18 protein-coding genes and 3 pseudogenes are annotated in these 26,265 nt (G+C 72.6%); 8 read left to right on the top strand and 13 right to left on the bottom strand.

Annotation, left to right across the window (positions count from 1 at the left end):
- Positions 1-4: 4 nt before the first annotated feature.
- The 4 genes and pseudogenes from QQG74_RS04240 to QQG74_RS04225 all read left to right on the top strand — a co-directional run bounded on the left by QQG74_RS04240 (position 5) and on the right by QQG74_RS04225 (position 5,238).
- Positions 5-1,012 carry a cytochrome d ubiquinol oxidase subunit II gene (locus QQG74_RS04240; RefSeq protein WP_341718983.1) on the top strand — a complete coding sequence of 336 codons (1,008 nt, stop codon included), beginning with the start codon at positions 5-7 and terminating at the stop codon, positions 1,010-1,012.
- Positions 1,009-2,678: pseudogene (gene cydD / locus QQG74_RS04235) on the top strand (thiol reductant ABC exporter subunit CydD). The gene QQG74_RS04240 and the pseudogene cydD overlap by 4 nt, the downstream one beginning before the upstream one ends.
- A 2-nt stretch (positions 2,679-2,680) precedes the next feature.
- Positions 2,681-4,471: pseudogene (gene cydC, locus QQG74_RS04230) on the top strand (thiol reductant ABC exporter subunit CydC); the annotation flags it as partial.
- 95 nt (positions 4,472-4,566) lie between these two features.
- Entirely contained in the window at positions 4,567-5,238 is a 672-nt protein-coding gene (locus QQG74_RS04225) for a permease prefix domain 1-containing protein (protein ID WP_341718982.1), read from the top strand.
- 163 nt (positions 5,239-5,401) lie between these two features.
- On the opposite strand, the gene QQG74_RS04220 is transcribed toward QQG74_RS04225, so the two are convergent.
- Positions 5,402-5,743 (bottom strand): helix-turn-helix transcriptional regulator, encoded by a 342-nt coding sequence (locus tag QQG74_RS04220; protein ID WP_341718981.1) that lies wholly within the window; start codon positions 5,741-5,743, stop codon positions 5,402-5,404.
- Between the two features lie 114 nt (positions 5,744-5,857).
- Between QQG74_RS04220 and QQG74_RS04215 the strand changes: the two genes are divergently transcribed.
- Together QQG74_RS04215 and QQG74_RS04210 are read left to right on the top strand one after the other, a co-directional pair.
- Positions 5,858-6,844, top strand: coding sequence for a DNA primase (locus QQG74_RS04215; RefSeq protein ID WP_341718980.1), 987 nt, complete (start codon positions 5,858-5,860; stop codon positions 6,842-6,844).
- Positions 6,845-6,886: 42 nt separating this feature from the next.
- The gene (locus QQG74_RS04210) at positions 6,887-9,244 is read left to right on the top strand and encodes a transposase (protein ID WP_341718979.1); all 2,358 of its coding nucleotides are present in this window, start codon (positions 6,887-6,889) and stop codon (positions 9,242-9,244) included.
- A gap of 275 nt (positions 9,245-9,519) precedes the next feature.
- Here the strand turns inward: QQG74_RS04210 and QQG74_RS04205 are convergent.
- The 5 genes and pseudogenes from QQG74_RS04205 to QQG74_RS04185 form a co-directional block, all read right to left on the bottom strand.
- Positions 9,520-10,717: pseudogene (locus tag QQG74_RS04205) on the bottom strand (IS110 family transposase).
- Positions 10,718-11,046: 329 nt separating this feature from the next.
- Positions 11,047-11,640: an ATP/GTP-binding protein gene (locus QQG74_RS04200; RefSeq protein WP_088969745.1), complete on the bottom strand. Its 594-nt coding sequence runs from the start codon at positions 11,638-11,640 to the stop codon at positions 11,047-11,049.
- A gap of 1 nt (position 11,641) precedes the next feature.
- Positions 11,642-12,019, bottom strand: a complete 378-nt coding sequence (locus QQG74_RS04195) for a DUF742 domain-containing protein (protein WP_091416218.1) — start codon at positions 12,017-12,019, stop codon at positions 11,642-11,644.
- Between the two features lie 100 nt (positions 12,020-12,119).
- Complete coding sequence (locus QQG74_RS04190) at positions 12,120-12,524, bottom strand: roadblock/LC7 domain-containing protein (protein ID WP_137778231.1); 405 nt, start codon at positions 12,522-12,524, stop codon at positions 12,120-12,122.
- A complete protein-coding gene (locus QQG74_RS04185; RefSeq protein WP_341718978.1) occupies positions 12,521-15,979 on the bottom strand; it encodes a nitrate- and nitrite sensing domain-containing protein in 3,459 nt (1,152 codons plus the stop codon). The genes QQG74_RS04190 and QQG74_RS04185 overlap by 4 nt, the downstream gene beginning before the upstream one ends.
- A 459-nt stretch (positions 15,980-16,438) precedes the next feature.
- Between QQG74_RS04185 and QQG74_RS04180 the strand changes: the two genes are divergently transcribed.
- On the top strand, positions 16,439-16,780 hold the full coding sequence (locus QQG74_RS04180) for a hypothetical protein (RefSeq protein ID WP_341718977.1): 342 nt from the start codon (positions 16,439-16,441) through the stop codon (positions 16,778-16,780).
- 63 nt (positions 16,781-16,843) lie between these two features.
- Here the strand turns inward: QQG74_RS04180 and QQG74_RS04175 are convergent, their stop codons facing one another.
- Entirely contained in the window at positions 16,844-17,926 is a 1,083-nt protein-coding gene (locus tag QQG74_RS04175) for an adenosine deaminase (RefSeq protein ID WP_341718976.1), read from the bottom strand.
- A gap of 74 nt (positions 17,927-18,000) precedes the next feature.
- Here QQG74_RS04175 and QQG74_RS04170 point away from each other — a divergent pair, with 74 nt between their 5' ends.
- Positions 18,001-19,014 carry a putative RNA methyltransferase gene (locus tag QQG74_RS04170; RefSeq protein WP_341718975.1) on the top strand — a complete coding sequence of 338 codons (1,014 nt, stop codon included), beginning with the start codon at positions 18,001-18,003 and terminating at the stop codon, positions 19,012-19,014.
- Positions 19,015-19,052: 38 nt separating this feature from the next.
- Here the strand turns inward: QQG74_RS04170 and QQG74_RS04165 are convergent, their stop codons facing one another.
- The 6 genes from QQG74_RS04165 to QQG74_RS04140 form a co-directional block, all read right to left on the bottom strand.
- The gene (locus tag QQG74_RS04165) at positions 19,053-19,733 is read right to left on the bottom strand and encodes a DUF4272 domain-containing protein (protein WP_341718974.1); all 681 of its coding nucleotides are present in this window, start codon (positions 19,731-19,733) and stop codon (positions 19,053-19,055) included.
- A gap of 105 nt (positions 19,734-19,838) precedes the next feature.
- Positions 19,839-21,119, bottom strand: a complete 1,281-nt coding sequence (locus tag QQG74_RS04160) for a thymidine phosphorylase (protein ID WP_341718973.1) — start codon at positions 21,117-21,119, stop codon at positions 19,839-19,841.
- 58 nt (positions 21,120-21,177) lie between these two features.
- Positions 21,178-21,879: a cytidine deaminase gene (locus QQG74_RS04155; protein WP_341718972.1), complete on the bottom strand. Its 702-nt coding sequence runs from the start codon at positions 21,877-21,879 to the stop codon at positions 21,178-21,180.
- 15 nt (positions 21,880-21,894) lie between these two features.
- Complete coding sequence (locus QQG74_RS04150) at positions 21,895-23,175, bottom strand: ABC transporter permease (protein WP_341718971.1); 1,281 nt, start codon at positions 23,173-23,175, stop codon at positions 21,895-21,897.
- Between the two features lie 3 nt (positions 23,176-23,178).
- The gene (locus tag QQG74_RS04145) at positions 23,179-24,504 is read right to left on the bottom strand and encodes an ABC transporter permease (protein ID WP_341718970.1); all 1,326 of its coding nucleotides are present in this window, start codon (positions 24,502-24,504) and stop codon (positions 23,179-23,181) included.
- Entirely contained in the window at positions 24,501-26,180 is a 1,680-nt protein-coding gene (locus tag QQG74_RS04140) for an ABC transporter ATP-binding protein (RefSeq protein ID WP_341718969.1), read from the bottom strand. The genes QQG74_RS04145 and QQG74_RS04140 overlap by 4 nt, the downstream gene beginning before the upstream one ends.
- Positions 26,181-26,265 lie beyond the last annotated feature (85 nt).

Here is a 26,265-nt window from a genome sequence, read left to right as displayed (position 1 = left end):
TGCGATGGAACTCGCCTGGTACGCCCTGCTCGGCCTCTTCTTCGCCAGCTACCTGGTGCTCGGCGGCTACGACTACGGCGTCGGGCTGCTGCTGGCGCGGGGCGCGGACCCGACCCGGCGGCGGGCCGCCCTCAACGCGGTCGGGCCGTTCTTCCTCGGCAACGAGGTCTGGCTGGTGGCCGCCGTGGGCATCCTGTTCGGCGCGTTTCCGGTGCTGGAGGGGGAACTGCTCGCCGGCAGCTACCCGGCCGTGGTCGCCGCCCTGGCCGGGGTGATCCTGGTGACCGCCGGGGTGCAACTGCGCAGCCGACCGGCGGGCCGGTCGGCCCGCGCCGGCTGGGACCGGGTGATCGTGGTGGGCAGCCTGCTCGCCGCGCTCGGTTGGGGCGTCGTGCTCGCCGGGCTGCTCCAGGGCGTACCCCGGCACGCCGACGGGCACGTGGTCGGGGTGGCGCACCTGTTCACTCCGTTCGCCGCCGCCAGCGCGCTCGCCCTGCTCGCCCTGGTCGCGGCGCACGGTGCGACCTTCCTCACGTTGCGGCTGCCGGCCGCCGAGGGCGCCCGACTCCGCCCGCTGGCCCGCCGGCTCGTCGTCGCCGCGATCATCGCGGTCACCGCAGCCGCCGTCCTCGGCCTGCTCTCCGACCGGGTACGCGCCGCCGCGCAACGCCCCGCGATCGGCGTACTGCTCGGGCTGGCGCTGGTCGCGGCCCTGCTTGTGGCGCGGGCGGCGCTGGGCCGGCGGCGGTCCGGCGTGGCCTTCGCCGCCACCGCCACCGCCCTCGCGCTGCCGGTGCTGCTGGTCGGGGCGACCCTGTGGCCGTACGCGCTGGTGTCGACGGTCGATCCCGGTGCCTCCCTGACCGTGGCCGACGCGGCAGCCAGCGCCCCGACGCTGCGCCTGCTGGGCTGGCTGGCGCTGCCGCTGCTACCGGCCCTACTAGGCTTCCAGGCGATGAGCTGGTGGATTTTCCGGGGACGAACCGACGGCAGAGCACCGGTGTACTGGTGAACCGCCGCCCCTTCGACCCGCGGCTGCTGCGCCGGGTCCCCGCGGCCCGACGTGACCTCGCCCTGCTCGCGCTGCTCGGCGTGCTCGCCGCCGGGCTGGTCGTGGCGCAGGCGACCTTCCTGGCCACGCTGCTGGCCACCGCCTTCACCGGGCGGCTGGACCGGACCGCGCTGGCCGGCCTGGTCGCCGCCGTGGCGGCCCGGTCGGTGCTGGTCTGGGCGCAGGGAGCGGTGTCGGCGCGGGTGGCCGCCACGGTCAAGGCCACGCTCCGGGCCGACCTGCTCGGTGCGGTCGCCCGGCACGGGCCCGGCTGGGTCGCCGGCCAGCGGGCCGGGCAACTGGCCACCCTCGCCGGTCGCGGACTGGACGCCCTGGACGCGTACTTCACCGGGTACCTGCCGCAGCTCGTGCTGAGCGTCACCGTGCCGGTCGCCGTACTGGGTCGGGTCTTTTTCGCCGACTGGAGTTCAGCGGTGATCATCGCGCTCACCCTGCCGCTCATCCCGATCTTCGGAGCGCTGCTCGGCTGGCAGGCCCAGGCCGCCACCGAACGCCAGTGGCGGCGGCTGTCCCGGCTCGGCGGGCACTTCCTGGACATGGTGGCCGGGCTGCCCACGCTGCGCGCCTTCGGCCGCGCCCGGTCGCAGACCGAGGCGGTCCGCCGGATGGCCGACGGGCACCGGGTGGCCACCATGAAGACCCTGCGCATCGCCTTCCTCTCCGCCCTGGTGCTGGAACTCGTCGCCACCCTGTCGGTGGCGCTGGTCGCGGTGCCGGTGGGCATCCGACTGCTCGGCGGTGGGCTGACCCTGCAAACCGCGCTGCTGGTGCTGCTGCTCACCCCGGAGGCGTACCTGCCACTGCGGGCGGCCGGCAGCCGGTTCCACGCCAGCATGGAGGGGCTCACCGCGCTGGACGAGGCGCTCACGCTCTCCGGTTCCGCGCCGGCACCGGCCGCCCACACCGGGGCGTTGCCGGACGGGCGCGGCGAGATCCGGTTCGAGTCGGTGACCGTCGCGTACGAGCGCACCACGGCGCTGCGGGACGTCACGCTCACCATCCGGCCGGGTGAACGGATCGCGGTGATCGGCCCGAGCGGTGCCGGCAAGACCACCCTGCTGAACCTGCTGCTCGGCTTCGTCGCACCGACCACCGGCCGGGTGACCGTCGGCGGGGTCGACCTCGCCGACGCCGACCTCGACGGCTGGCGCCGACAGGTGGCCTGGGTGCCGCAGCGCGCCCACCTCTTCGCCACCTCGCTTGCGGAGAACATCCGCCTCGGCACCCCCGACGCCCCGGCGGCCCGGGTCGCCGCCGCGGTCCGGGCCGCCTCCTCGACGACGTGGTCGCCGCGCTGCCCGCCGGGCTGGACACCCGGCTGGGCGAGCGCGGGCACGGCCTGTCCAGCGGACAACGGCAACGGGTCGCCCTGGCCCGGGCGTTCCTGCGGGACGCGCCAGTGGTCCTGCTCGACGAACCGACCGCACGCCTCGACGCCGCCGCCGAGGCCGCGGTGCTGTCGGCCACCCACCGGCTGGTCGAGGACCGCACCGCGCTGCTCGTCGCGCACCGGCCCGCGCTGCTCACCGGCGTCGACCGCGTGCTGCGGGTCGCCGAGGGTCGGGTCACCGAACTCACCCCGACCCCGGCCGGGGAGGCCCGATGACCAGCGGCTCCGCCGAGCTGGCCGTGCTCCGCCTGGCCCGGCCGTACCTGCGCCGGCTGATCGGCGCCGGGCTGCTCGCCGCAGCCACCGAGTTCGCCGGACTGGCCCTGATGGCCACCGCGACCTGGCTGCTGATGACCGCCGCCGGCCAGCCGCCGCTGGACCGGCTCACCGTGGCGATCGTCGCGGTCCGGGCACTCGCCGTCGGCCGGGGCGTACTGCGCTACACCGAACGGCTCGCCGGCCACGACGCGGTGCTCCGCCTCGTCACGGACGTCCGGACCCGGGCCTTCGCCACGCTGGCCGCCCGACGCGACGCCTCACCACGCACCGGTGACGCGCTGAGCCGGCTGGTCTCCGACGTGGACGCGGTACAGGATCTGCTGCTCCGGGTACTCGTCCCGGGCGCGGCGGCCGGGCTGGTGAGCGTACTGGCGGTCGGGCTGACCGCGCTCGTCTCGCCGCCGGCCGCGCTCGTGCTGGCCGGTGGGTTGCTGCTGGCCGGAGTGGTCCTGCCGGCGCTGGCCACCGCCCTGACCCGGCGAGCCAGCGCCGAGGTGGCGCCGCTGCGTGGCGCGCTCGCCGCCGACGCGATCGACCTGACCCACGGCGCCGCCGACCTGGCCGCCTTCGGGGCCACCGGCGACGCGCTCGGCGCGGCCGAGCGGCGGGCCCGACGGCTGGCCCGGCTGGAACGCCGGCTCGCCGCGCTCGGCTTCGCGGTCGACGCCGCCGGGGTGCTGGTGGCCGGGCTGACCGCTGGCGCGGTGGTGCTCGTCGCCCTCCGCGCCGGGGTGGACGGGGTACTGATCGGCGTCCTGGCGGTCGGCACGCTGGCCGCGGTGGAGATCGCCCTCGCCCTGGTCGGCGCCGCCCGGCAGTGGACCGGGCTGCGCACCGGCCTGACCCGGATCGCCAGCCTCGTCACCCCCACCCCGGCCGAGGACCGGGCCACCGGCCCGGCGGCCGACGAGCAGCCAGCGGCCGGCGCGCCGGAGGCGCCGGCCACGACCGGGCGCGCCGCGCCGGACGTGCGGTTCGCGGGGGTCACCGTCCGGTACCGGGCCGATGCTCCCGCCGCGCTGGACGGGTTCGACCTCGACCTGCCGCCGGGTCGCCGGGTGGCGGTCGTCGGGCCGAGTGGCGCGGGCAAGAGCAGCCTGGCCGCCGTGCTGACCGGCGCGGTACGCCCCGACAGCGGCCGGGTCACCCTGGACGGACGGGACGTGTCGAGCTACCCGCCCGACGAACTGCCACAGCTGGTCGGCGGACTGCTCGCCGAGGCGTACGTCTTCCACGCCTCGGTCCGCGACAACCTGCTGCTCGGTCGGGCCGACGCGGACGAGGCGGCGCTCACCGGCGCAGTCGAGGCGGCCGGGCTGGCGGACTGGGTCCGGGAGCAGCCGCAGGGCTGGGACACGGTGGTCGGCGAGCAGGGTGGACAGCTCTCCGGCGGGCAGCGACAGCGGCTCGCGCTGGCCCGGGCGCTGCTCGCCGCGCCGGCCGTGCTGGTGCTGGACGAGCCGACCGAGGGCCTGGATCCGGTCGCCGCCGACGAGGTGCTCGCCTCGGCCCTCGCCGCTCTCCCGGCCGGGCACTCGGTGTTGCTGATCTCCCATCGGCTCAGCGGTCTCGCCGGGCTGGACGAGATCGTGGTGCTGGACGCCGGTCGGATCGTCCAACGCGGCCGGCACGCCGATCTGGTCACGGCTGCCGGCTGGTACCGGGACCAGTGGCTGCTCCAACAAGCCGCCGAACACGGCTATCTGGCCCTCGCCACCCGCACCGCCTAGCGTGCGACGACGCTCTCGCCCCCGGTCGGCCCCTGGTTGATCGACTCGGGGTTTTCCCGGACGCCAGAGGTTGCGCTGCGTGGCAGGGTGGACGCATGCCGGTCGGGGATGACGTGTTGATCGACGAACACCTGCGGCGGCTGGCCGGTCGGCTTCGCGGCCCGCGCCGGTTGCGGGCGGACCTGCTCACCGAGGCGCGGCACGGGCTGCTGGACGCGGTCGAGGCGTACCGGGACGGGGGGCTGTCCGCCCACGAGGCGGCCCGGCGGGCGGTCACCGACTTCGGTACGCCGGAGCAGCTCGCCCCCGCGTACCAGGCCGAGCTGGCGGTGGCGGCGCTGCGCGGATTGTCGCTGCGGATCCTCGCCTTCGCCGCAGCCGCCGCGCTCGCCGGTGATCTGACCTGGCGCGGGTCGAGCTGGAGCGACGGACCTCCACCGCCCGCCGGCTACCTGCTGCTGTCGCAGTCCGTGGACTGGATCTGGGCGGCGGCGTTCCTGCTCGGCGCCGCCGGCCTGGCGCTCGTGACGGCGACCGCCCGCTCGTCCCGCCCGGTGTTCACCGCGGTCGCCCACGCGGTGGGTGCGCTGTTGACGGTCGCCGCCGTGCTGGGCGCGTTCACCGGCGTGGCGTTGTTCGGCTGGTCGATCGTGCTCTGGGACGCGGCCCTCAGCTGGCCGCCGATGATCGTCGGGATGCTCGCCGGCGGAGCCGCCCATGTCTGGCTGGGCCGGGCGGCGCGCACCTGGCTGCTCGCCACCCGCTGAGCCCGCCATCGAACGGCGGCCGGGGCGCTGCGCCCGCCGTCCAGCGGCGGCCGGGCCGGTTGCCGTCGAGCGGCGGCCGGGCCGGTTGCCTTCCAGCGGCTGCCGGGCCGGTTGCCTTCCAGCGGCTGCCGGGCCGGTTGCCGTCGAGCGGCGGCCGGGCCGGTCAGCCCGCCGTCGCGGACGACGGGCCTGGATCGAGGAAGCGACTGACCGTGGCGCTGAACTGCCGCCATCCCGATCGCTGGTCGGCCAGCGCGCGTCGGCCCGCGTCGGTCAGCTCGTAGGTGCGCCGCTCCCGGCCGTTCACGGTGCTCCACGCACTCGCCACGTGACCCGCCCGCTCCAACCGCCGCAACGCCGGGTAGACCGTGCCGGTGGGTAGGTCGAGCCGGCCGTCACTACGGGTCCGCAACGCCTCGATGATTGCGTAACCGTGCAGGGCGCCCCGCTCCAGCACGGCGAGCAGCAAGGCGTCGAGATGTCCGTGCAGCGCCTGGGCGTTCATAGGTAGACAAGCTACCTGTCGGAGGTGGACGCCGCCACCGGGGCCGGCACCCGTTACCCAGAGCAGCCAACTAGGGTATGTGCCCAGAGTCACCCGTCGGCACCGCGCCGATGAGTGGGCAGCCCGACGCACCCGGAGGTCACCGTGGCCCGCCAGTCGCCTGAACGGCCCGACGCCGAGCCCGAGCTCGATGACACGACCGGCCCGGCCGAGTCCGCGCTCGATGACGCGACCGGTCCCGCCGAGCCGGACGCCGCCGCGTCCGCCGACGCGGCCCGGGCGCTCTGGGAGGACCTGCGAATCGACCCGGTGGAGATCGCCCTGCCCGCCGGCACCGGCTACACCCTGCGGGCGTACCGGCCGGCCCGCGAGGTGAACCCCACCGATGTGGCCGAGCGCGACGCCGACGACCCCTTCCTGGCCCGCCGCCAGGTGGTGGAGGAGGTCGAGGACGACGAGGACGGCGACGTCGTGATCCTCGACGAGGACCTCGCCCGGGAGTTCGCCGAGAGCGACGACGAGGAGAAGCAGGCCAAGGCCGGCGCGGGCAAGGACGACAAGGACGACACCGAGCCGGACGACACCGACGAGAAGGCGGCCGACGAGACCGGCGACGAGGAGGTGCCGGTATTCCTCAGCCACCGGGGACGACTGCTGCTGTTCAAGACCCCCGAGTCGCTTGTGAGTTTCGTCCGTTCCGGTGCGCCAAACGATCTGTCTCAGCTGGACAGTTGGAATGAATTGTCCGAACGGGTGGAACCGGCCGACATCGCGCCGCGCGACGAGGACATCTACGAGCTCGATCTCGTGGTGGAAAACCTTCGCGGCGGGCACGACACCTGGGATCCGACGCTGCTCATCGAGGCTGGCGAGGTGGCCCGGGATGTGGCCTACGCGCTGCGTTTGCCCGCCGTGCTCGACATGCTCTCCAGCGGCTCCAGTCTCGACGATCTGGACGAGGCGCTACGGGCCTCCGTCAATGGCGGCATCAGCGGTTTCATGGGTCGACGTCGGTTGAAGAAAATCGGGGCACAGACCGCAAGTCTGGGCTGGCGCACCATTGTCGGAAAGATCTCTGCGGTCGTGGACTGGCGCGACTGACCCGCACCAGGGAGCATCAGTCTCTGGCAGAGAGAAAGCCCTGTGTTCCGGGAGGAGGACGACGCCGTGGCGCTCGTGCGCATGTACTGCGGTCTGACCTCGGCGGATCCGGCCGACCGATCGGCCCCGGCCGGTTCGACGCTGACGTCCGCTGTGGTCGACGACGCAGGCCGTCTGCTGCATGTCTGCGAGATCGGCGACGACCCGGCGGGCTACGCCCGGTTGGTCACGCTGCTCGTGGAACGCTCCGGCGGGCCGAGCGGCGCGGCGATCGCCGCCGACAGCGACGACCACACCGTCACCTCGTTGCTCAGTGCCGCCGGCCGCCCGTTGGCGATCGCCGACGACGACTCGGTGGACGACTTCGCCGAGCGGTTCGCCGACGACGACTCGGTCGAGGAAATGCAGTCCCCACCGGCCGTACGGCGGGCGGTGGGCCTGGCCCGCGCCCTCCAGGCGGGTGCGCTCTCGGCGGTGACCCTACCGGCCCCCCGGGAACTCGTCGGCTACAAGCAGGTGCTCGCCGCACACGCGGCCCTGGCCAGCGGACGCCACTCCGCCGCGGTCGCGCTTCGTGAGGTGCTCCGCGAGCTCTACCCGGCCGCGCTGCGCGCCTACCCCGACCCCGCCGACCTGATCCCGCTGGCCGTGCTGGACGCCCTGCCCGAGCCGGGCATGCTCACCGACGCCGCCGGCCGGGGCCGCGACGCCGCGGTCACCGCCGACGCGGTCGCCGCCCAGCTCGCGGCCGAAGGGCTGGGCGACGCCGAAGCGATCGACGAGGCCGTCACCGCGCTGCGGGTGGCCATCGCCGAGACCCCCCGCCGGTCCACGGTCAACCGGGCCCTCATCTCCGCCGCCGCCGAAACGATCCGGCAGGCGGTCGCCTCCGTACGCGCCTGCGACGCGGGCTGTCAGGCGCTTGTCGGCGCGCTACGCGCCCGCACCGCCGCGCCGGTGCAGTTGCCCGGTCGGCGGTCCGTCGAGCGGCGCGCCGAGTCCTCGGCCGGTGACCTGTCGCCCGCCGGTTCCGGAGCCGGCCTGCGTGCCGTGCGTCCCACCGGTCCCGAACCAGCCGTCGGACGCCGCAGCCGGCCCGAGCCGGTGCCGGGCAGCGCCACGCCACCGTCGCCCCGACCGCTGGGCCCGCCGCCGGTGGCGCCCGCCCCGGTCACCCCACCGCCCGTCGCACCCGCTCCGGTGGCACCGGCCGCGGTAGCCGGCCCGCCCGTCTCGGCGCCGCCCACGCGGCCCGAGCCGACTCCGTCGAGGATCGACGGTCCGACCAACCGGCCGATCTCCACGCCGCCACCGCCGCCGCCCGGGATCACCCCGATCGCACCGGCGCAGCGCGGCTCGGTGCCGCCCGCCGAGGCGGGCGAGCCGTTCCGGCCGACACTCACCGCCGCAGCCATCAACAACGCGCGGGCCGAACGGCAACGCACCGTCATCCCGCCACGGCCGAAGACCAACGGAGAACCGCCGGCACCGGCTGGCGGCTTCAGCGCGACCGACCTGAGCATTCCGATCCCGGCGACCCGTCCCGGCCAGGAGCCGCCCGCACCTGGTTCCCGGGCGAACTGGCCGCTTGTCAACAACCCGGAGACTCCGGCCGACAGTCCGGCCCGTAATCCGGTGGCCGGCTCCTACGAGGGCAACCGGCGGGCAGCGGCAGACACCCCGGCCGATGGTCCCGCCGAGCTCGGTGCCGAGCGTCGGGTGACCCCGCCCTGGCTCGCCGACGACCTGCCCCCGGAGCCGCCGGTGCTGCGGCTGGTCGAGCCCCCGCCGCTGGCCGACCGGGCGCTGCGCCCCGGAGCGGAACCGCCGCTGGACACGCCACCGCTGCGCCTAGTCGAGCGGGAAGGTGCACCGCGCGGCGAGCGGCCGGCCGAACGCCTGGACGTCACGCTGCCGGCCCGCCGGCCGGAGCCGCCGGTCGAGCGCCGCCCGCCACCCATCTCCGACGAGGGCGACGGCGACCTGCTGATCTTCGCGCAGGCCAAGTCGGCCTGGTTCGTCGGGCACGGCGAGGACTCGGATCTCGACTGGTCGTCCCTGGCCGACAGTGGCTGGCAGGCCGCCGAGCAGGCCGCCCGCCCGGCGGTGGGCGACGAGACGAACGCCGGGCTGCCCAAGCGCGTACCGCAGGCGAACCTCGTACCCGGTTCACCGTTGCGCGAGGAGCGTCCACTGCGCATCGTGCGCGACGCGGCCAGCCTGGCCGAGAACACCACCGGTTACTTCCGTGGTTGGCGCCGAGGGCAGGAGATTGGCGGCTTCGCGGTCGGTGGCCGGCCGGGGCGGGAATCGGCGGGCGGCTGGGACTTCAGTCGGGACACCGGTGACCGCGACGACGATCGGGAATACGAGTACCGCTCTGCCGGCTACCGCTCCTGACGCCGCCCGCCCCTCCTGACGCCGCCCGCGCCCCGCTCACCCGCGTCCTTTTTGACGCCGGTCGGCGGGGCCGGGCGTTGACCCGCCGAACAGCCGGCGATTCAGGGCGTACCGGCGGCACCCGGGTGCTGCGTACCGCCGGGGGTGTCACATCGGCCCGCACCGGTACGGCTGCCCCCGAGCGCCAGCAACGGCGTCACGCGGGCCGCTGAGAAGGCCCTGACGGCTCGAACGGACGGTGTGGCGGCCAGGGGGGGGTGTCCCTATGGGTTTCGTCAAGCGGGGACGGGGCTGGTCGGGCGGGGTTGGTAGGGGATCTTGTCGCGGAGCATGGCGTATAGGACGTCGCAGCGGCGTCGGGCGAGGCAGATGAGGGCGGCGTTGTGGCGTTTACCTTCGGCGCGTTTGCGGTCGTAGTAGGCGCGGCTGACGGGGTCTGCGAGGGATGCGAACGCGGCGAGGAAGAACGCGCGTTTGAGGTTCTTGTTGCCGCCTCGGGGTGGGTGCTCGCCGCGGATGCTGGTGCCGGAGCGTCGGGTGACGGGGGCGAGGCCGGCGTAGGCGGCGAGGTGGCCGGGGTGGCGAAGGCGGTGCCGTCGCCGACTTCGAGCAGGATCGGGCGGCGGTCCTGACGCCGATGCCGGGCATCGATGTCAGGACCGGGGCAAGAGGGTGTGCATCAAGCATCCTCTCGACCTGGTCGGCGACTTGGTCGCGTTGGTGTAGGACGTCGCGGAGGCTGTCGGCGAGACGGGGCAGGATCGTCTCGGCTGCTTGGGTGCCGGGGACGGTGACGGTCTGTTCGTCGAGGGCTGCCATGAGCTGTTCGATGAGCCGTTCACCCATGCGGGGTGCGTGGACGGCGGCGATCGAGAGTAGTTTGCGGCGACCGGCTTTGCGGAGTCCGGCCGGTCCGCCGCAGCGCGACAGCAACTCCAGCACGGCCTTGTGGTGCACCTTCGGGCCGAGAACCCGTTCCAGGGCGGGATGAATCTGGGTGAGTAGTCCCCGGATACGGTTCGACACGCGCGTGGCCTCGCCAGCGAGGTCGTCGTCGAAGCCGACGAGGACCTCCAACTCGGCCAGAGCCTCATCTCCGACGTCGACCCGCCGCAGCGTGTGCGGCAGGGTGCGGGCGGCATCAGCGATGACATAGGCGTCGCGGGCGTCGGTCTTCGCGCTTCCGGGGTGCAGATCGGCGATCCGGCGCATCGCCAGGCCGGGCAGGTAGGCCACCTGATGACCGCATGCCCGAGCCACCGCGACCGGCAGGGCGCCGATCGAGGCGGGCTGGTCGACCACCACCAGCACCCGACCGTGGCCGGCGAGTTTGTCGAACAACTGCCTCAGCCGAGCCTCGGTGTTCGGCAACGGTGCGTCGTGCAGCCGCTTGCCGTCCGGCGCCAACCCGACCGCGTGATGATCACCCTTACCGACATCCAACCCGAGGTAGACGCCGTATCCGCCGTGCACCACACCCGCCTCCACGCATCGTCCGTGGCCTCGGCCACAGGTCCAGGCGTCGGACTGCCGGCACCCACGTTACGAAGAGACCAACCCCAAACAGGGCGGCCGTGTCCCTATCAGCGGTCCGCCGACGCCACCCGACCCGGCGACAACACCCCCCGGATCATGCCTACGACAGGGGCAGGAAGTCATACCGGGCCGGGCGACCGAGGAGTCCCCGGCTGGGGACGATCAAAAAGGTAACGGGACACCGAACTCCGGCCGCGCGGCAGAGGCGCGGACAGCACTCAGCGCCCGGTGTCGACAGAGGCCGTCACCGGGCGCTGGAACGACCCTCAGGCCGGCGCGACGGCCCGCGAGCGACGCATGGTGAGCACGTACTCGACCAGCGAGATCAGCACGTGCTTCGTCGACTCCCGGTTTCGGGCGTCACAGGCCACCACCGGCACGTCACTGGAGATCGCGAGCGCCTCCCGGACATCCTGCGGGTCGTGGTACTGCATGCCGTCGAAGCAGTTGATGGCCACCAGGTACGGCAGCCGCCGATGCTCGAAGAAGTCGATCGCCGCGAAGCAGTCGGCCAGCCGACGGGTGTCCACCAGCACCACCGCGCCGATCGCACCCCGGACCAGTTCATCCCACATGAACCAGAACCGGGTCTGACCCGGCGTACCGAACAGGTACAGGATCAGGTCACGATCGATCGAGATGCGGCCGAAGTCCATGGCCACCGTGGTCGTCGTCTTCCCCGGCACCTGCCGGGTGTCATCGACGCCGACGCCGGCGGAGGTCATGATGGCCTCGGTCGTCAGCGGCGTGATCTCAGAAACCGAGCCGACCAGAGTCGTCTTGCCGACGCCGAATCCACCGGCAATAACGATCTTCGCCGACGTCACGCGCCCGCTCGGGGTCGGCGGGCGGTGCGACATGTCAGAGCCTGCGAAGTCCACTCAGCACCCTCTCCAGCAATTCAGTGCCCACCGCGTCGTCCGAGTCGTCCAGGATGGTCGGCTCGTGGACCGCGACCAGGCCGTCCGTCGCCATGTCGGCGATGAGCACCCGGGCCACGCCGAGCGGAAGTTGCATCCGCGCCGCAATCTCGGCGAGCGACTGCACGCGTCCGTCACACAGCGCGGCGATGTACTGGTGCTCACGGCCTTGACCACCGTTGCCAGTGGCAACGGCCCGACCGCGCACCGTTGTCTCGACGAGCGCCTCCAGGGCGATGTCGAGGCGGGGACGGGTACGTCCTCGGGTCACGGCGTATGGACGGACCAACGCGCCGGTTGGCTCGTCACGATCAGCCATGTCGCCGCTCACCTCCTTCGTACCCCGCACCGGATCGCACCGGTGCTACCCGTCGTATGCAATGTTCGCGCCCCGCCTGCCCCACCGGACGGCGCGACGATCAGCCCATCATCCCGACAGCCGTACGCGGCGCCGGAGTCAGGGCGTCACCCACCCGGTCAACGAGCAGGGCCATCTCATAACCGACCTGCCCGACGTCGCAGCTACGCGCGGCGAGCACCGCGAACGACGAGCCGTCCGAAATCGACATCAGGAACAGGAAGCCATTGTCCATCTCGACCACGGTCTGGAGCACCGCGCCTCCTTCGAAGCAGCGGGCCGCGCCCTGGGTCAGGCTGACCAGACCCGAGGCGATCGCCGCCAGCTGGTCTGCCCGGTCTCGCGGAAGGTCTCGTGACGACGCCAGGAGCAGACCGTCCGCGGAGACGGCGACCGCGTGTGCGACACCGGGCACCCGATCGGCGAAGTTGGCCAGCAGCCAACCGAGATCCTGCGTAGTAGTCATCCTTCTTGCTCCTTCTGCCCGCTCTGCCCGCCCGAAGTTTCCTCCGGGCCGGTCGGGTTGCTGTCCGAGGGTTGGCTGCTACGCCCTCGCTGCACGCCCCGGTGGTAGGCGGAGAGCAGACCGCGTACCGACTCCGGGTTACGTCGCTGCACCGAGGCGCTCGGCTTCTCCACCGCTCCCGGAACGAGCTGCGCCATCGGCGTACGCTTCGGCAACCCGGTCTGGGTGGTTCCGGCAGCTGGCGCCTGGCTGGCTGCGGTGGCCGCCCGCCAACCGTCGTCGGCGGCAGTCTGCCACACGTTCTCCTGCGGCGTGGACCGGTACGAGGGCCTGCTCTCGGCGGCGCCCGGGCGGGTTCCGCCGCTCGGCGCGCCGTACCCGCCGGACGCGCCTGCGGCCGTCGGAGTCTCTGCCATCGGTTCGTTACCTGTCGTCCCGGTCGGGTTCTGCGGTACCGGTCGATCGGCGGTGTCGACCGTGGAGAACTGCTGGGTCACGGCACCATTCGCCGCCGGCTGCCGCGTCCCCGCCGATTCCTCCGGGCCCGGGCGGCGGGTGCGGAACCACGCCGACTCCAACTCCCGGAAGATTGGCAGCTCCATCGTCTCATCCGCGTACCGCTGCCGGTTCTGCGCCTGCGGAGTGGGCGTGGTCGGCCGGGCGGGCGGGGCCGGGCGCTGCACCCGCGGCAGCTCGGTGGTCATGTCCAGGGCGGCGGCCAGCCGCTCGGGCACCGGCGGCGCGGCCGGCTCGCCGGCGACCGGCGGCCAGGCCGGCGGTGCCGGGCTGCTCGCCGGGCCGGCGGTGGGTGCCGCTGAGACGGGCCGCTGCGGCAGCGGGCTGCCGGGCGGCGTCGAGACCGGCGATCCCGACATCGGCGCCGCCGAGATCGGCGCCGACGACACGGGCTGACCGGAGACCGGAGCCGCCGAGACCGGCGGGGCGGAGTAGGGCGTGCCCGAGACCGGCGGCGCGGACGACACCGGTGGGACCGGCGGTGCCGACACCGCCGGCGGCGCGTACGGCCCGGACTCGGGGCTGCTGGGCAGCTGACGCGGGATGGTCGGCGGCTGGTCGGTGACGGTCGGCTCGTCGCCGGCCCGGCGCTGCGGCAGCGGATCCACCGACTGGCCGTTCGAGCTGCGCGGGGCGAAGCCACTGCCGCCGCCGACACCGCTGGCACCGGTCAGGTCCGACCAGGCGGGCAGGTTCCCCGAGGCTGCGCCGGACACCTGGGCCGGCGTGCCGGCGCCGTTGCGGCTGGCCGGGTCGAAGGGTCGGCCACCAAGGGTCACCTGGTTACCCGAGCCGCCTGGACGCTGGGCGGGTGCCGGCGGGGTGGTCGCCCCACCGCCGAGCGCCGGCAGCGCGCCGAACGTCGGACTCGGCCCGGACGCGGGACCGGGCGTGGCGGGCAACGCGGCGGGCTGCTGGCCTCGACCGGAGAGCGCCCGAGGCACCAGCACGGTGGGCGGCAACGCGACCTCGGCGACGGTGCCCCGGTCGCTGCTGCCCGAGCGCAGCTCGACCTTGACGCCGTGCCGGGACGCCAGCCGGGCGACCACGACCAGGCCCATCATCCGGGACACCGCGACGTCCACCTGCGGCGGCGTGGCCAGCCGCTCGTTGAGGTCGGCCAACTGCTCGGGGCTGATGCCGATGCCCCGGTCCTCGACGTACAGCGAGGCGCGGTCACCGACCCGCCGGGCCTCGACCAGCACCTGCGAGTCCGGCGGCGAGAAGGCGGTGGCGTTGTCGAACAGCTCGGCGACGAGGTGCACCAGGTCGTTTACCGCGTGCGCGGCGACCTCGATGTCCCGGTCGATCACCCCGAACTCGATCCGGGTGTAGTGCTCGACCTCGGACTGGGCGGCACGCAGCACGTCGATCAGCGCGGCCGGCTCCCGCTGCACCCGGGTCGAGTCGGCACCGGCGAGCACCAGGAGGTTCTCGTCGTTGCGGCGCATCCGGGTGGCGAGGTGGTCCAGCTGGAACAGCTCGGCCAGCCGGTCCGGGTCCTCCTCACCGCGCTCCAGCCGGTCGAGGTGCCCGATCAGCCGGTCGACCAGGATCTGGGAGCGGCGGGCCAGGTTGACGAACATGGTCGCGACGGACGCGCGCAGCGCGGCCTGCTCGGCGGCGGTGCGGACGGCCTCCAGGTGGACCGCGTTGAACGCCTCGGTCACCTGACCGAACTCGTCCTTGCTGCGCACCGGCAGCGGCTCGGCGATCTGGTTGGCCAGCTGCACCGGGGAGAGCTGCCCGGTCACCTGCGGGTCACGCAGCCGGGCCACCGCCTGGGGCAGCCCGTACTGGGCGATGGAGAGCGCGCCCTGGCGGAGCTCGCGCAGCGAACGGGCCATCGAGCGGGCGACCAGGTAGGCCAGGAAGATGGCCAGCAGCAGCATGGTCAGCAGCAGGCCGGTCTCCAGGAACACCTGCCGCTGCACGTCGGAGCGGAGCTCACCGGCCTGCGCCACCACGTCCGAGTCGAACTTCGACTCGACCGTGCGGATCAGCTTGCCGTTCGCCACAAGTGCCGCGTCCCACTGCTCGGGGGAGAAGGAGATGCCGGAGAGGTTCTCGGAGGTGTCGGCGTTCACCTGGCTGATGTAGATGGTCGCCTGCCGGCGGTCACCGCCGCCGATGGTCTGGGCGTGGAACTCCGACTCGGCCTCGGTGGCCACCGCGTTGAAGCTCTGCTGTGCCTGCTGCTGGCCGGTCTCGCTGGAGATGTAGTCGGTCCGCAGGGTCGAACTCATGCCACCGAGGATCAGGGCGCGGTGCACCACCACTCGGCGGACGGAGAGCCACTCCTTCTCCCGGGCGACGGCGGCAGCGGCCCGCATCCGGTCGCTGAGGTCGTTGTCACCGGCCAGCTGGCTGGCCGAGTCCCGGACGGCGAGCAGCTGGTTGATCAGCTCGTCGTACGACTGCAATGCGTCAGTGATCTTGAACTTGCCGTTCAGCACCTGACTCCGGGTGCCCGGCAGATCGCCGAGGCGCTCGTTGATCTGGTCGAGCAGGAGCTCCAGGCTGACGGGCAGGTCGGTCAGGTCACCCCGCTGCTGCGCGTACGGGCGGGCGCCTTCGTCCACCCGGGACGAAACCTCGCTGTAGAGGGCGGAATAGCGCTTCTTCGCCTCCGACTCGGCCTGGCCCGCCGGCTGCGGCGGCACACCGAGCAGCAGCACCGCCGCGGTCCGCTCGTCCTGGAGACCGTCCACCAGTTCACCGGAGTGCCCGATGAGTTCGGCGAGGTCACCGGCGCGGTTCGCGTCGCTGAGCGAATCCAGGTGGTCAACCAGGCCGCTGGTACCCACGACGACCGTGGCGATGGTCGGCACGATCATGATGAGACCGAGCTTGGACCAGATCGGCATGTCGCGAAGCCGACCAGCCGGCCGGCGCAGACGCGACAGGAAGGAGCCTGCCGTCTTCGGCCGTTTGCTCACGTCACCGCCCTCGTGATTGCAGCGTCCGCGTTGCCCCGGGCAACGCCCAGCGGCCGACCCGGCGGGTCGGACCATCCGAGATTCCATCACGCCGTCCCGGAAAGAGAAAGCCCAGGTTGTCCCGAACCAGAGGTGTGATGAGATGTTGATGCAAATTGCTCGCGGTCCGTCTGTCCGGAGTCACCTAAAGTAATGAAAATCCCGCGTCGAGTCGTCCTGCTTGCCGGCCCATCCGGCTCCGGAAAGTCGTATATAGCCAGACAAACGGGGCTACCCGTGCTCTGCTTAGACGATTTCTACAAGGACGGCGATGACCCAACGTTACCGCGACGGAACGGTCAGATCGACTGGGAGTCGCCCGGGGCGTGGGATGCCACCAGCGCGGTCGAGGTCATTACCCGACTGGTCCGGCACGGCCGGGCAGAAGTGCCGGTCTATGCGATCAGCGAGGACCGCCGGGTGGCCACCCGGCCATTCGAGCTGGCTGATTCGCCACTCTTTGTAGCTGAAGGGATATTTGCGGCTGAGATTGTCGCGGAATGCCGCCGCCGGGGCCTGCTCGCCGGGGCGTACGCCCTGCGGCGACCGCGCGGCGCGACCTTCCTCCGCCGACTGACCCGCGACCTCGCCGAGCAACGCAAGGGGCCGGCAATGCTGATCCGTCGCGGCGTGACCCTGCTGCGCACGGAGCCGGCGGTGCTGCGTCGGCAGACCGGGCTGGGCGCGGAGGCGGCCCGTGGCCGGGACGTGCTGCGCCGGGTGGCGGGCCTGCTCGCCGCCGGGCACCCCGGCACCGGCTGAACTCACCGGCGGGGTTCGACCCGCCCCGGCACACCACCGGCCGCGCTCACCCCGCAGTGGCGCTCACCCCAGCAGCTTCGCGTACGCCGGTTTGATCACCTCGTCGATGATCCGCAGCCGCTGGTCGAACGGGATGAACGCGCTCTTCATCGCGTTGATGGTGAACCACTGCACCTCGCGCCAGCCGTAGCCGAACGCCTCGCAGAGCAGCGCCATCTCCCGGGACACCGACGTGCCGCTCATCAGCCGGTTGTCGGTGTTGACGGTGACCCGGAACCGCAGGTCGCGCAGCAGCCCGATGGGATGCTCGGCGATCGACGCGGCGGCACCGGTCTGCACGTTTGAGGACGGGCAGAGCTCCAGCGGGATGCGCTTGTCCCGCACGTACGCGGCCAGTCGCCCGAGCGCCGGCTCGGCAGCACCGACGGTGATGTCGTCGACGATGCGTACGCCGTGCCCGAGGCGGTCGGCCCCGCACCACTGGATCGCCTGCCAGATGGAGGGCAGTCCGAACGCCTCACCGGCATGGATGGTGAAGTGGAAGTTCTCCCGCTGGAGATACTCGAAGGCGTCCAGGTGCCGGGTGGGCGGGAAGCCCGCCTCCGCACCAGCGATGTCGAAGCCCACCACGCCCTGGTCGCGATGGCGCACTGCCAACTCGGCGATCTCCTGGGACCGGGCCGCGTGCCGCATCGCGGTGAGCAACGTGCCGACCCGGATCGGGGTACCCGCCTCGGCGGCGAGCGCGCTGCCCTCGACGAAACCGGCAAGCACCGCCTCGACCACGCCGTCCAGGGTGAGGTTCCGTTCCAGGTGCTGCTCCGGGGCGAACCGGACCTCGGCGTAGACCACCCCGTCGGCGGCCAGGTCCAGGGCGCACTCGCGGGCCACCCGGCGCAGCGCCGACGCGGTCTGCATCACGGCTACCGTGTGCGCGAACGTCTCCAGGTAGCGCTCCAGCGAGCCGGAGTCGGCCGCCGCCACGAACCAGCGGCCCAACGCCACCGGATCGGTGGTGGGCAGTTCGTGACCGACCTCGGCGGCGAGCTCGACGATCGTCGCGGGCCGCAGGCCGCCGTCCAGGTGATCGTGCAGCAGCGCCTTGGGCGCCTTGACGATGTCCTCATATCGGATACTCGCGACCATGACCAGACCCTAGTCCGCGCCGACGTACTCGGTACGCTCGGGCACGTGGAACCGGCCTGCGACCTGCTGCGGTGATGGATCGTCAAGTCGTCGACCGGCTGCGCTGCCCGGTCTGCGCCGAGCCCCTGGCCGAGGTCGCTGCCGGGGCGACCCGCGCGCTGCGCTGCCCCCGTCGGCACAGCTTCGACATCGCCCGGCAGGGCTACGTCAATCTGCTCGCCGGTCGCGCCCCGCACGGCGGGGACAGCGCCGAAATGGTCGCTGCCCGGGCGGACTTCCTGGCTGCCGGCCACTACGACACCATCTCCACCGCCCTCGCCACCGCTGCCCGCGCCGCCCTGCCCGCCGAGGTGACGGAGGCAGCCCACCGGTCCCTCCCACCCGCCCTTTGCTCTGCGTCAACCCACGCAACGGAAACCGGGCGAAACTGTTGCGCCGAGGTAAGCAGAGCAAAGGGCGCGGGCGGTGGGGTGGCGGGCGGCAGCCGGAGGCACGGCGACGGCGCTGGGGCGTACCCCCTGGTGGTGGAGACCGGGGCGGGGACCGGTCGGCACCTCGCCGCGGTGCTGGCGGCGCTGCCGGGCGCGGCCGGTCTCGCCCTGGACGTCTCCAAGCCGGCGTTGCGGCGGGCCGCGCGGATCCATCCGCGCGTCACCGCGGCGCTTGCCGACACCTGGCAGCGGTTGCCGCTGGCGGACGCCGCCGCGACGCTGCTGCTGAACGTCTTCGCCCCCCGCAACGGCGCCGAGTTCCGCCGGGTCCTGGACCCGGCCGGCCGGCTGCTGGTGGTGACCCCGGCCGCCGACCACCTCACCGAACTTGTCGACGCCCTCGGCCTGCTCCGGGTCGACCCAACCAAGGCCGACCGGGTCGCGGCCAGCCTCGGCGGGCACTTCGTCGAGGAGTCGGCAACCGTGCACCGCCGGATGCTGACGCTCTGCGCTGCGGAGGTGGCCACGCTTGTCGGCATGGGCCCGAGCGCCTGGCACGCCGACCCGGCGGGACTGGCCGACCGGATCGCCGAGCTGGGCGAGCCGGTCCAGGTGACCATGGCGGTACGCCTCGGTGTGCACCGCCCGAGCCACTGACCCGCCACCAGAGCACCGTCGGTGAACGGCCGCCACCGCTAGGTGGAGAGGTCCACCTCTTCCCAACCGGGCGGCTCGTCGTGGTACGGCCCACGCAGGATGACCGCCCACTCCAGCGCCCACCGGCGCTGCCCGATCGCATTCGCGTCCACCAGTCCCGGCAGCGCCCGGCCGGACCGGTCCACCTCCAGGTACGCCCAGTCCAGGCAGTAGTGCAGGTCGAGCAGGGCGGCGGCATCCGCCGGATGCTGCGGCGCGGCCAGGATCCGCGAGCGCCACTGCTGGAACGTCTCCCCCTCGACGATGTGCGGCAGCCGCTCGATCAGCCGCTCGTCCACCGGCAGGCTGGGATCGAGCTGCTTGGTCAGGCCGAGGACCCAGGCCAGCGAGAAGAGCGCGTCATGGTGCAGCACGAAGGAGCGGTGATCGCCCTTGGCGCCGGTGACGAACTGGAACTCCGGCGGGGTGACCATTTCCACCAGATGCGAGGCGAGCAGCCAGCTCATCGCGGCCTGCGGCGGCATGCCGAAGCAGCGGGCCAGGATCAGGTGCAGCACCGCGATCCGCGCCTCGATCTCCGCGGTGGGCCGCAGCTCGATCCGGTCGCCGGGCTCCCAGACCAGCGGGAACTGGGCCGGCGGCAACGGCAACCGCAGCCGGGACAGCTCCTCCAGGCTCGCTTCACGCACTTCCCGGGGATCGGGGGCGGGAACGATCACGGCAACATCCCTGTCTGCTCACACCGGCGTGGCGCCGACTGTCCCCCTGGCCTGCGAGAGTAGTCGCCCCATCGGTTCGACACCATGGGTCCGACCAGGGTTTCGTTACTCGACGCGATCGATCACCAACGGCACCGGCGCCGGCGGGCGCTCCGCCAGGGTGACCGCCCGAGCCGCCTCCGCCAACGCCGCCGGAATCCGCTCCGGCTGATCGGCGCGCAGTTCGTAGAGCGGCTCGCCGGCCTTGACCGGCTCACCGGGACGCTTGTGCAGCACCACACCGGCCGGCACGCTCACCGGATCCTCCTTGCGCGCCCGGCCCGCGCCGAGTCGCCACGCGGCCACCCCCATCGCGTACGCGTCGACCGCCGCGACGTAGCCGTCGGCCTCGGCGCGTACCACCTCGACCTCGTTCGCCTCGGGCATCGGCGCGTCCGGGTCGCCGCCCTGGGCCCGGATCATCGACCGCCACACGTCCATCGCCCGCCCGTCCCGCAGCGCGGCGGCCGGATCGGCGTCGGGCAGCCCGGCCGCGTCGAGCATCTCCCGGGCCAGCGCCAGGGTCAGCTCCACCACGTCGGCGGGGCCACCCCCGGCGAGCACCTCCACCGACTCGGTGACCTCGACCCCGTTGCCGATGGTCCGGCCGAGCGGGGTCGACATGTCGGTCAGCAGGGCGACTGTCTTCACCCCGTGCGCGCCGCCCAACTCGACCATGGTCCGAGCCAGCTCACGGGCGTCGTCGACCGACTTCATGAAGGCGCCGGAGCCGACCTTCACGTCCAGCACCAGCGCGCCCGTACCCTCGGCGATCTTCTTGCTCATGATCGAGCTGGCGATCAGCGGGATCGCCTCGACGGTGCCGGTGACGTCCCGCAGCGCGTACAGCTTGCGGTCGGCCGGCGCGAGTCCCGACCCGGCCGCGCAGATCACCGCGCCGATGTCGCGCAGTTGGGCGGTGAACTCCGCGTTGCTCAGCGCGGCCCGCCAACCCGGGATCGACTCCAGCTTGTCCAGCGTGCCGCCGGTGTGCCCGAGCCCGCGCCCGGACAGCTGCGGCACCGCCGCGCCGCAGGCCGCCACCAGCGGCGTGAGCGGCAGGGTGATCTTGTCGCCGACGCCGCCGGTCGAGTGCTTGTCGACGGTCGGCCGGGCCACGGACGACAGGTCCAGCCGCTCGCCGCTGGCGATCATCGCCGCCGTCCACCTGGCGATCTCCGGCGCCGTCATCCCGTTCAGCAGGATCGCCATGGCCAGCGCCGACATCTGCTCGTCGGCGACGGCGCCCCGGGTGTACGCGTCCACCACCCAGTCGATCTGCGCGTCGGAGAGCACTCCCCCGTCCCGCTTGGCCCGAATCACATCAACCGCAGCAAAACCACTCATCAGATCGATCTTTCCTAGTCGAATGGCGATACCGGTTCCCCCAGCCCGTCGCCCAAGCTCAACCCCAGCGAACCGGTATCTCCGCAGGCGGCTCCCCCTCGCCGGCCCAGAAGATCGTGCCGGACTCGTCCACCACCACCACCCGAGGCGTACGCGCCAGCCCCCAGGTGATCGCCTCCGCCGGGTCGTCCCAGCTCGGCCCCTCCTCCAGGACCCCGGTCTCGGCGCCCGCGTCGTCGCCGGCCGAGCGTTCCCAGTAGGCCGTCCAGACCTGCCGCCCCGCCGACAGGTCCGGGTGCACGAAGACGGTGCCGCGCCCGCGCCAGGCGGCCAGCCGGTCGGGCACCACCGGCACCGGTTGCTCGCTGGTGACCGCGTCGAGGTCGGTCACGTCGAAGGCGTGCGGCAGCAGCTCGGCCATCCGCAGCGGGCCGTTCCTGGCCTCGATCAGGCACTCCGGCCCACCCTGTTCCCAGAGCAACTGCCGGCAACGCCCGCACGGCATCAGCGGTTCACCGGTGGCGTCGACGCAGGACAATGCCACGATCCGGCCGCCGCCGGTGGCGTGCAACGAGGAGACCACGCCACACTCGGCGCAGAGCACCACGCCGTACGCGGCGTTCTCCACGTTGCAGCCGACCACCACCCGGCCGTCGTCGACGAGCGCCGCCGCCCCCACCGGGAACTTCGAGTACGGCACGTACGCGTGCCGCATCACCTCGGTTGCGGCGGCCCGCAGCCGTTCCCAGTCGATCTCCATGGTCCGCCCCCTGGATCAGCCCTTGATGTACGGCTTGCCGTCGGCCGCCGGTGCCCGGACCCGGCCGACCAGCCCGGCCACCGCCAGGATCGTCGCCAGGTACGGCAGCATGGCCAGGAACTGACCGGGAATGATGCTGTTGATCGCGCCCAGGTAGGTGGCCAGCTGGTCGGCGAAGCCGAAGAAGAGTGCGGCGAGCAGGGCCCCGGTCGGGCTCCACCGGCCGAAGATCAGTGCGGCCAGGGCGATGAAGCCCTTACCCCCGATCATGTTCTTGGTGAACGAGAAGAGCGCCAGGGTGTACGACGCACCGCCGATGCCGGCGATCGCCCCGGCCATGATCACGTTGCGGTAGCGCAGCCCGAGCACCTTCACGCCGAGGGTGTCCGCCGCCGTCGGGTGCTCGCCGACCGAGCGGGTCCGCAGCCCCCACCGAGTCCGGAACAGCCCGATGTGGATCACGAGCACCAGCAGCAGGGCCAGGTAGAGGAAGAGGTTGCCCCGGAACAGCGCCGGACCCAGCACCGGAATGTCCGACAGCAGCGGGATCTCCCAGTTGCTGAAGCGCGGGGCGCTGTTGTAGCGGGCCGCGTTGGTCTGCATCAGCCGCTCGTACAGGAAGCCGGTGATGCCGAGCGCCAACAGGTTCAGCACGATGCCCATGACCACCTGGTCGACCAGGTAGCGGATGGAGAAGACGGCAAGCAGCAGGGAGATGAACGAGCCGCCGATCGCGGCGGCGATCAGGCCCACCCAGACGCTGCCGGAGATGCTGCCGAAGAGCGCACCGCTGAAGGCACCCATCAGCAGCTGCCCCTCGATGGCCACGTTCACCACGCCGGAACGCTCACAGAGCACCCCGGCCAGCGCACCGAAGATCAGTGGCAGGGCGAGCAGGAACGTACCCCGCACGATGTTGACAAGCGGCATGAAGTTCTGCCCGGTCGGGGCGTCCGACACCTGCCAGCAGAGGAAGGACAGCACGAAGCCGACCAGGCCCACGGCGAGCAGCGGGATGAACCAGCGCTTCGGCAGCCTGGCCAGCATCGCGCCACCGGCGGCGAGGGTGAGCAGGCCGAAGATGATCGCGCCGACCGTGCCGTTGACCTCCAGCGCCGCCCCGGCGGCGTCCTCGCTGAGCGTGAACCGGGCCTGCTCGTCGGTGGCCAGCGCGCCGAACACCACCGTGGCCAGCAGACCAAGTGCCAGCAGCACCAGGCCAACCTTGCGGGTCCGGGTCCAGAAGCCCTCGTCGACGGGTGCGACCGCGACGTCGGGAACAGCCATGGTGGACATGCCTCACCAGCCCTTCGCGAGGCTCGTCTGGAGCCGGGCGGCCCGCGCCGCCCGGAGCTGGAAGATCGCCTTCACCAGGGCCGGCGCGGCGATGAAGATGACGATCAGCGCCTGGAGCACGGTGACCAGCTCCAGCGAGATGCCCGAGTACGACTGCATCCGGTTGCCGCCGGCCTGCAACGCGCCGAACAGCAGCGCGGCAAGCGCCACGCCCCACGGTTTCACCCGGCCGAGCAGGGCGACCAGGATGCCGTCGAACCCGATCTGGGCGACCACCAGCGGGGTCAGCGCGGCGGCGGTGGTGCCCAGCACCATCTGCGAGCCGCCGAGCCCGGCCAGCGCACCGGCGAACACCATGATCAGGATGTACGTCCGGGTGACGCTCATGCCCGCGGTCCGGGCGGCGTCCGGGTTGGCGCCCACCGCCCGCAGCTCGAAGCCGAGCGTGGACCGGTTGAGCAGCCAGGCGACCGCCCAGGTGGCCAGCACGGCCAGCAGGATGCCGGCGTGCGCCCGCAGCCCGTCGCCGAACAGGCGCGGCAGTTGGGCGGAGGCGTCCACGGGTCGGCTGATCGCGTCGGTCCGGTTCGGGTCCTGCACGCCGTTCTGCACGATCAGCCAGGTCAGGAAGTAGACCGCGATGTAGTTGAGCATGATCGTGTTGATCACCTCGTGCGCGCCGGTGCGCGCCTTGAGGATGCCCGGGATGAAGCCCCAGAGGGCCCCGCCCAGCGCGCCGGCCAGCACCGCGACCAGCAGGTGCAGCCCGGGCGGCAGCGGCAGCAGGAAGCCGGCCAGGGCGGCCAGGATGACGCCCATGATGGCCTGCCCCTGGGCGCCGATGTTGAACAGGCCGCCCCGGAAGGCGAGCGCCACCGACAGACCGGTGAAGACCAGCGGCGCGGTGTAGGTGAGCGTCTCCGAGATCGGGCTCAGTGCCGCGTTCAGGGTGTTTGCGGCCGGGTCGAAGACGGACCCCTTGAACAGGTTCGCGTACGCCTCGCTGACAAGCGTCCAGCTGGCGCTGAGCGCGTCGGTGGGGCGGGCCGTGAAGTAGGTGTAGGTGGCCAGCACGTCCGGATCCGAGACGATCATCAGAACCGCGCCGACGATCATGGCGAGGAGCAGCGACAGCAGGGTCACCGTGAACGTGTTGGCGGCCCACAGGTTCTCCAGGAAGAGCCGCCCCAGCGTGGGACGCGGCTGCGGCCCGGCGGTGGGCCGGCCGGCCGGCTCCGCGCGTTCGGTGTTGTCGAGCGCGGTCTCCACGGCCTGCTCCTGGCTCGCCGGTTCCTTGTCCGGGGAGCCCGACTGGGGGTTCTCGGTCATGCCTTCTCGTCCTCGCTGCCTGGACCGGTCGCGGCCGGTCCGCCCTCGGCGGCCGGCGAGCCGCCCGTCGCGCCGGGGGTGATGCCCGCCATCAGCAGGCCGATCTCCTCGCGTGGGGTGTCCGGGCCGACGATGCCGATGATCCGGCCCCGGTACATCACCGCGATCCGGTCCGCCAGCCCGATCACCTCGTCGAGTTCGCTGGAGACCACGAGCACGGCGGTGCCGATGTCCCGCTCCCGGATGACCCGGCTGTGGATGAACTCGATCGAGCCGACGTCCACCCCTCGGGTGGGCTGGGCGGCGATGAAGAGCTTCAGCGGCCGGGACAGCTCCCGGGCCACGATCACCTTCTGTTGGTTACCGCCGGAGAGGGTGCCCACCGGCGCCTGCGCCGAGGAGGTGCGTACGTCGAACTGCTCGATCCGCTCGGCCGCCGATTTGCTTATCGCGTCCGGCCGCAGCGACAGGCCACGGCCGAACGGCGGCCGGTCGTAGATGTCCAGGACCAGGTTCTCCGCGACGGAGAACTCCTTGACCAGGCCGTCCACGCTGCGGTCCTCCGGCACGTAGCCGACGCCCGCCCGGAGCACCTTCTTGGTCGACCAGCCGTCGATCCGCCGACCTTCGAGGGTGATGGTGCCGGCGAGCAGCGGACGCAGCCCCATGATCGCTTCGATCAGCTCGGTCTGCCCGTTGCCCTGCACGCCAGCGATGCCGAGTACCTCGCCCGCGCGTACGGTCAGGTCGACGCCGTCCACCGCGCGGCACTGCCGTTCGTCGTCGACGACCAGGCCGGCGACCTCCAGCACCGGCTCGCCCGGGGTGGCCGGGGTCTTCTCCACGGTGAGCCGGACGGTACGGCCCACCATCAGCGCGGCCAACTCGTCGCGGCTGGCCTCCGGTGAGGCCGTGCCCACCGTCTTGCCGCGCCGGATCACGGTGATCCGGTCGGCGATCGCCTTGACCTCGCCGAGCTTGTGGGTGATGAAGACGATCGACTTGCCGGCGGCCTTGAGCGACCGCATCACGGCGAGCAGTTCCTCGGTCTCCTGCGGGGTGAGCACCGCCGTCGGCTCGTCCAGGATGAGCAGGTCGACGTCGCGGGTGAGTGCCTTGACGATCTCCACCCGCTGCTGGACACCGACCGGCAGGTCCTCGATCACCGCGTCCGGGTCGACCTGGAGGTTGTACCGCTCGGAGACCTCGGCCACCTCGCGCCGGGCCCGGCGCCGGTCCAGGAAACCGGCGATACCGCCGCGCACCTGCTCGGCACCGAGCATGATGTTTTCGGTCACCGTGAAGACCGGTACCAGCATGAAGTGCTGGTGCACCATGCCGATGCCGGCCGCGATCGCGTCGGAGGGCCCGCGCAGCTTCAACGGCTCCCCGTCGACCAGGATCTCGCCCTCGTCGGGCTGGTAGAGCCCGTAGAGCACGTTCATCAGGGTCGACTTGCCGGCGCCGTTCTCGCCGAGCAGGGCATGGATCTCTCCAGGCTCCACCGTGAGGTCGATGTGGTCGTTGGCGACCAGATCACCGAACCGCTTGGTGATGCCGCGCAGTTCGAGTCTCAGCGCAACCTCCCGGGGTGCGAAGCGATGGTGCAGCGTAGCTGCTGGCGAGCTGGTCGCGGCGGGGCCCCGACCGGTGACACGGATCGGCCGCTCCGGCACGGCGGGTCTCCCCGCGCCGGAGCGGCCGGATCATGGAATGCGTGGCGCGCCGGCCGCCTGCGGTGATCGTCGCACCGCCGACGGC

This window comes from Micromonospora sp. FIMYZ51 (assembly GCF_038246755.1).
Taxonomy (GTDB): domain Bacteria; phylum Actinomycetota; class Actinomycetes; order Mycobacteriales; family Micromonosporaceae; genus Micromonospora.
This window is presented reverse-complemented; position numbering and strand designations above follow the sequence as displayed.